Source organism: uncultured Rhodococcus sp. (genome assembly GCF_963525155.1).
Lineage (GTDB): Bacteria > Actinomycetota > Actinomycetes > Mycobacteriales > Mycobacteriaceae > Rhodococcus_F > Rhodococcus_F qingshengii.
Map to the genome: position 1 here is coordinate 1 of NZ_CAURKP010000253.1, position 5,994 is coordinate 5,994.

A 5,994-nucleotide genomic window follows, 5' to 3' on the forward strand; every position below is an offset into this window, starting at 1 on the left:
AGAGTGCGGCGTTGCGGGCCGCAGCGGCTTCGGGGTCTGCGGCTGCCATGCCCGGTTTGGCCGGGCCGATAGCGGTGCGCAGCGACCAGGCCGCGTCGCGGATCGCAGCCAGTGCGGGTGCCGCCCCGTCCGGGAGGCCTTCCCAGCGACCTGGGCGCAATTCCTCGAGGAGTCCAGCCCACCCCTCGCCGGCGGCTTCGAGGCGATCGGCATCCTGTTCTTCGGCGATCTTGCCGCAACGCCGGGCCGCGGCACTGATCGAGGCGGCAGTGAGATCGGCCGTGGCGACGCCGGTGACGCGGTCGACCAACTCGTGGGCCTCGTCGATCACCACGACGTCGTGGTCAGGCAGGATCTGGATGCCGGTGATGGCGTCGATCGCGAGCAGTGCGTGGTTGGTGACCACTACGTCGGCCTTCGACGCCTCGACTCGGGCGCGCTCGGCGAAGCAGTCCTCACCGACCGGGCACTGGTTCTTACCGATGCATTCGCGGGAGGTGACACTGACCTGCCGCCACGCCTGATCGGATACGCCCGGCACCAATTCGTCCCGATCACCTGTTTCGGTGTCGGAGGACCATTCGGTGAGGCGGACGACCTCCCGGCCGAGACGCGAGACCGTGAACGGATCGAACAACTCGTCCTCGGGTGGCTGTTCGGACGCGCCGGTGTGGATCTTGTTCATGCACAGGTAGTTGTTGCGGCCCTTGAGGATTGCGAACTCTGCGCGTCGGCCGAGTGGCTTCTTCAGGGCATCGGCGAGCCGAGGCAGATCTCGGTCGACGAGCTGACGCTGCAGCGCGATGGTGGCGGTGGACACGACCACGGTGCGTCCCGATTCGACCGCGTGGCGCAGGCTCGGAACGAGATAGGCGAGCGACTTACCGGTACCGGTGCCGGCCTGGACGGCCAGATGCTCGCCGGTGTCGATCGAGTGCGCCACGGCGGACGCCATCGTCAGCTGACTGGTTCGTTCGGCACCGCCGAGCGACCGCACCGCTGTCTGGAGCAGTTCGGGAACGTTCGGGAGTTGATCGGCCACCCACGAAGGTTAATGGATCCCTACGTCAGAAACGTCCACGGATGATTCCCGGGGTAGTTCCCCGGCATTCGAGTCTTCTTGCGACGAGGCCTCGTCTCGCCCGATCAGCTGCACTCCCGCCTCCCGCATCTGCACCAATGCCGACTCGATCGTGGCGGTCGACACACCAGCGGTGAAGGGGAGAAGGACAGTCGTGGCGAACCCCGCGCGCGCGGCATCGACGGCCGTGGCCTTGACACAGTGATCCGTGGCAATTCCGATCACGTCGACGTCGGTGATCTCGTGGGCGCGGAGCCAGTCCTCGAGCGTCGTTCCGTCCTCGGCTGCTCCTTCGAAACCGGAGTAGGCCGCGCTGTAGGCGCCCTTGGAGAAGATCGCCGACCCGGCGACGGAAGCGTCGAACGCCGGATGGAACTCGGCGCCGGCTGTCCCGACGACGCAGTGAACCGGCCAGCTGTCGATGAAGTCGGGATTCTCGGAGAAGTGCGCCCCAGGGTCGATGTGGAAATCGCGAGTCGCGACTACGGCGTCGTACTCGTGGGAGTTGACGAAATCGTTGACGGCTCCCGCAACCGCAGCACCGCCTTCGACTGCAAGAGCGCCACCTTCGCAGAAATCGTTCTGAACGTCGACAATTATCAGTGCTTTTGCACTCACTGATGCTCACCTCCGGTGAATCGAACGGGCACAGCCGAGTCTCCGCGCGAGAGCTTGAGGCCTTCCCACGGCAGGCTCACGAGCCCTGCCTTCAGAACTGCTCTGCTCTCTTCGAGCGTCGGCGCGCTGTCGACGACCTTGCCTTCGCGAACCAGCGGGATCAGCAGTTCGGTCGCGCCGTCCGCCTCGGAAACAGGTGACGGTGATCCGGCGGGGTAGATGACTTCTTCGACGATCGTGCCGGTCGGACGCACTACGCGCAGTGCCTTCTTTGCGCCGCCGCGAGATGCCTTGTTGGTGCTTCTCTTCTCGACCGCGATTCCGTCGACCTCGACAAGTTTGTAGACCATGCCGGCGGTGGGGGCGCCTGATCCGGTGACCAGGGAAGTGCCGACGCCGTACGAGTCGACGGGTTCGGCGCGCAGGGCTGCGATCGCGTACTCGTCCAGGTCACCGGAGACGACGATGCGTGTTTTGGTAGCACCGAGATCGTCGAGTTGTTGGCGTACCTGACGAGCAAGAACGCCGAGATCACCGGAGTCGATGCGAACTCCACCCAGTTCGGGACCGGCAACGGCGACAGCCGTTTTCACGCCCTCGGTGATGTCGTAGGTGTCGACCAACAAGGTGGTGGATACGCCCAGAGCGGCGACCTGACCGCGGAATGCCGCGGCTTCGTCCGGACCGTCATCGGTGGTGTGCAGGAGCGTGAAGGCGTGCGCGCTGGTACCTGCGCTGGGTACGTCGTGACGCCGCGCGGCTTCGAGGTTGGAGGTGGCGTCGAAGCCGGCGAGATAGGCGGCACGTGAAGCGGCGACGGCGGCCTGTTCGTGTGTACGACGCGAGCCCATCTCGATCATCCGTCGACCGCCCGCTGCGCTCACCATGCGGGCTGCGGCCGAAGCGATCGCGCTGTCGTGGTTGAGGATCGAGAGAATCAAGGTTTCGAGGATGACGCACTCGGCGAAAGTTCCGCGGACCGAGAGGATCGGTGATCCGGGGAAGTAGAAATCGCCCTCGCGGTAGCCGTCGATATCACCGGAGAATCGATAGTTGCGCAGCCACTCGACGGTCGTGTCGTCGAGGAACTTCGCAACGATCGCCAGTTCCGGTTCACCGAACCGGAACTGCTCGAGTGCGTCGAGAAGGCGCTCGGTACCGGCGACGACGCCGTAGCGACGACCGTCCGGCAGCCGCCGTGCGAATACCTCGAAACTGCAGTTGCGGAAGGCAGATCCGTCGGCGAGAGCCGCCGAGAGCATGGTCAGTTCGTACTGATCGGTGAGCAGTGCGGTGCTGGCACCGGCGTCGCGGATGTCGGAAATTTGCGTAGGCACGCACACAACTCTATGCGCGAGACGACGTGGGTGGGTGTTGTCGCCTCTCGTCGCGCCGTACCCTGGATACATGGTTTTCGGCGGCGCGACCGTGTCCGGCACTTACTCGGCGAACGTAACGATGAGAGGCGCTACGGCTTCCTCTCCTCAAGCCACGCCCGAGCAGTCGGAGGCTGTTTCGACCATCGAAGCCGCAGATCGGCCCTGGGTGACCATCGTCTGGGACGACCCGGTCAATCTCATGCATTACGTGACTTACGTGTTCCAGAAGTTGTTCGGCTACAGCAAAGCCAAGGCCACCGACTTGATGATGCAGGTCCATTCGGAGGGCAAGGCCGTGGTCTCGAGCGGTTCGCGCGACAAGATGGAGGCCGATGTTCGTCGCCTCCACGCTGCCGGTCTCTGGGCCACGATGCAACGCGACGACACCTGAGAAAAGCACTTTTTCGACCGATTTGTTCGCCTAACTCGTAGACGGGAGTCCGACGCGTGCGGACGTGGAGTAGGAAGAGTTCACTCGGCGGAGTGAAGTTCAAGTCCGAGATGGACGGCCACGAGGCGGCGGTTCTGCGCTCGCTCGTGGAGTCGGTGACCGGGCTTCTCGACGAGCGTGCGTCTTCGGCGCCGCAAGACGAGCTCGCCGCCCTGACGGGCCTTCGTACCGGAAATTCGGAGACACCCGACAATCCGGTATTGGCGCGTTTGCTGCCCGACTTCCAGCGCACCGATCCGGACAAGGTCGCTCCGGACAGTGACGATCTCGACGACGCCGGCGCCAATGTCAACGGCGCGCTGCGAAGTTTGCACGAACCCGAGATCATCGACGCCAAGCGTGAGTCCGCTCGCATGTTGTTGGCTTCGCTTCCGGAGGCCGGCGGCAAGGTCGTTCTCACGCAGGAACAGGCCGACGCCTGGCTGTCCTCGCTCAACGACGTCCGTCTCGCGCTCGGAACCAATCTCGGCATCGACGCCGACACACCGGAGAGCCTCGAACCCGACGACCCGCGAGCCCCGCATCTCGACGTCTATCACTGGTTGACGTGGATGCAGGACTCCCTCGTCCAGGCGCTCATGCCATGACCACGACGCGGACCGGGCCCACTGATTCACTGACAGATGTCGCCGGCCTCGCCGTCGGTCATCACCACAAGCTCGACGAGGGAGCCACTCTCGGAAGCGGCGCAGCCACCGGCTGCACGGTCGTGCTCGCGTCGGCCGGTGTGGTCGCCGGAGTCGACGTCCGGGGCGGCGGTCCGGGTACCCGCGAGACCGATCTGCTCGACCCGAGCCATTCGGTCCAGCAGGTCAATGCCGTGCTGTTGACCGGCGGTAGTGCCTACGGACTTGCCGCGGCCGACGGAGTGATGCGCTGGCTCGAGGAACACGATCACGGGATCGCGATGGGCGCTCCCGGCCAGGTGGTACCGATCGTGCCCGGCGCCGTGATCTTCGATCTGCCGGTGGGGGACTGGACCGTTCGTCCGACCGGCGATTTCGGATTCCTCGCTGCCGACACTGCTTCGCGCGAATTCGCCACGGGCACGGTCGGCGCGGGGGTAGGTGCCAGAGCCGGAGCGCTCAAGGGTGGGGTGGGAACGGCCAGCGTCGTGATCGCCGACGGCCCCGCCGAGGGGACGACGGTCTCCGCCTTGATCGTGGCGAATCCGGTGGGTTCGGTCTTCGACCCCAGAACAGGCCTGCCGTGGGGCGTCGGCTCGGACGGCGCGGAGTCGTTCGGCCTCAGGCTCCCCGACGCGTCCGAACTCGCGGCGGCCAATGCCGTTGCAGCCAAGGGAACTGTCCTCAACACCACGATCGGTGTGGTCGCCACTGACGCCGCCTTGACGAAAGCCGGGTGCCGACGCGTCGCCGTCGCAGGTCATGACGGCCTGGCCCGAGCGATTCGGCCCGCACATTCGCCGCTCGACGGCGACACGATCTTTGCGCTCGCCACCGGTGATCACACTCCGAATTCGGAGATCACGGTTCCGGACGCTTTCCCGAACGATCTGCCGATACTCGACGCGGTGTGCGCGGCTTCGGCCCAGGTGGTCGAACGTGCGATCGTCACAGCGATTCTCGACGCCACGTCGGTAGCCGGAATCCCGAGCTACCGCGAACTCTTCCCGTCCGCATTTCTCTAGGCAGCACTCCTGGAATCGGCGGTAATCTCGAATTGAGCCTGGTCGCGAGTGACCGGATCAGAAGACCGGATCGACGGTGGAGGACGCACACGATGACGATGGATTTCAACAGTCCGGACTTCGGCACCCGGACGCCGGCACCGAAATCCGGTCCGCCCTCGGTGTGGAAGCAGTCGGCCGTGTTGGTGGGCGGCTTCGCGATCCTGCTCTACGTGATCGAGATCGTGGATGTCATCTCCGGTCAGAATGTCCAGAACGCCGGCGTCACCCCGCGCACGCTCGACGGCCTGTGGGGAATCCTGTTCGCCCCGGTGCTGCACGACGACTGGGGTCATCTGATCGCCAACACCATTCCGGTGCTGATCCTCGGATACCTCGTGCTGGTGTCGGGAATTGCGCGGGGACTCGCGGCGACCGGCATCATCTGGGTGATCGGCGGCGTCGGGACCTGGTTGTTCGCCGGCTCGAACTCGAATCACGTCGGTGCGTCCGTGCTGATCTTCGGCTGGGTCACCTACCTGCTGGTGCGCGGGTTCTTCACGCGGAGCTTCACACAGATCCTGATCGGCGTTGCCGTCTTCGTCGTGTACGGCGGAGTGCTGTGGGGCGTTCTGCCGAGCGATCCACGGGTTTCCTGGCAAGGGCATCTGTTCGGAGCGATCGGCGGCGTGGTGGCCGCCTGGGCGTTGACGTCGGGGGAGAGGGCCAAGCGCGCCGGGTCGGCGCCGGCCGTTCGACCACCGAGTTTCTGAACGGACGTGGGTCACACCCTCACTGCGGTGTGACTTCGACGCGCCAAAACCACCAAGAGCTT

General features: G+C 65.2%; 7 protein-coding genes. 4 read left to right on the forward strand and 3 right to left on the reverse strand.

Going from position 1 to position 5,994, the window contains the following annotated elements; translation table 11 throughout:
• The 3 genes from RWT78_RS27330 to RWT78_RS27340 all read right to left on the reverse strand — a co-directional run.
• Nucleotides 1-1,042, reverse strand: a 1,042-nt coding sequence (locus tag RWT78_RS27330; protein WP_314682250.1) for an ATP-dependent DNA helicase, incomplete at its 3' end; no start/stop codon positions are given.
• A gap of 9 nt (nucleotides 1,043-1,051) precedes the next feature.
• Nucleotides 1,052-1,699 carry a nicotinamidase gene (locus RWT78_RS27335; RefSeq protein WP_064075829.1) on the reverse strand — a complete coding sequence of 216 codons (648 nt, stop codon included), beginning with the start codon at nucleotides 1,697-1,699 and terminating at the stop codon, nucleotides 1,052-1,054.
• Nucleotides 1,696-3,036, reverse strand: coding sequence for a nicotinate phosphoribosyltransferase (locus RWT78_RS27340; protein WP_165638877.1), 1,341 nt, complete (start codon nucleotides 3,034-3,036; stop codon nucleotides 1,696-1,698). The genes RWT78_RS27335 and RWT78_RS27340 overlap by 4 nt, the downstream gene beginning before the upstream one ends.
• Before the next feature lie 121 nt (nucleotides 3,037-3,157).
• Here RWT78_RS27340 and clpS point away from each other — a divergent pair, with 121 nt between their 5' ends.
• The 4 genes from clpS (at nucleotide 3,158) to RWT78_RS27360 (ending at nucleotide 5,932) form a co-directional block, all read left to right on the forward strand.
• On the forward strand, nucleotides 3,158-3,469 hold the full coding sequence (gene clpS, locus RWT78_RS27345) for an ATP-dependent Clp protease adapter ClpS (protein WP_037132099.1): 312 nt from the start codon (nucleotides 3,158-3,160) through the stop codon (nucleotides 3,467-3,469).
• Nucleotides 3,470-3,525: 56 nt separating this feature from the next.
• On the forward strand, nucleotides 3,526-4,116 hold the full coding sequence (locus RWT78_RS27350; protein WP_003945318.1) for a DUF2017 domain-containing protein: 591 nt from the start codon (nucleotides 3,526-3,528) through the stop codon (nucleotides 4,114-4,116).
• Nucleotides 4,113-5,180, forward strand: coding sequence for a P1 family peptidase (locus RWT78_RS27355; RefSeq protein ID WP_003945309.1), 1,068 nt, complete (start codon nucleotides 4,113-4,115; stop codon nucleotides 5,178-5,180). Before RWT78_RS27350 ends, RWT78_RS27355 begins: the two co-directional genes overlap by 4 nt.
• A 92-nt stretch (nucleotides 5,181-5,272) precedes the next feature.
• On the forward strand, nucleotides 5,273-5,932 hold the full coding sequence (locus RWT78_RS27360; protein WP_007733273.1) for a rhomboid family intramembrane serine protease: 660 nt from the start codon (nucleotides 5,273-5,275) through the stop codon (nucleotides 5,930-5,932).
• The last annotated feature ends 62 nt before the right edge of the window (nucleotides 5,933-5,994 follow it).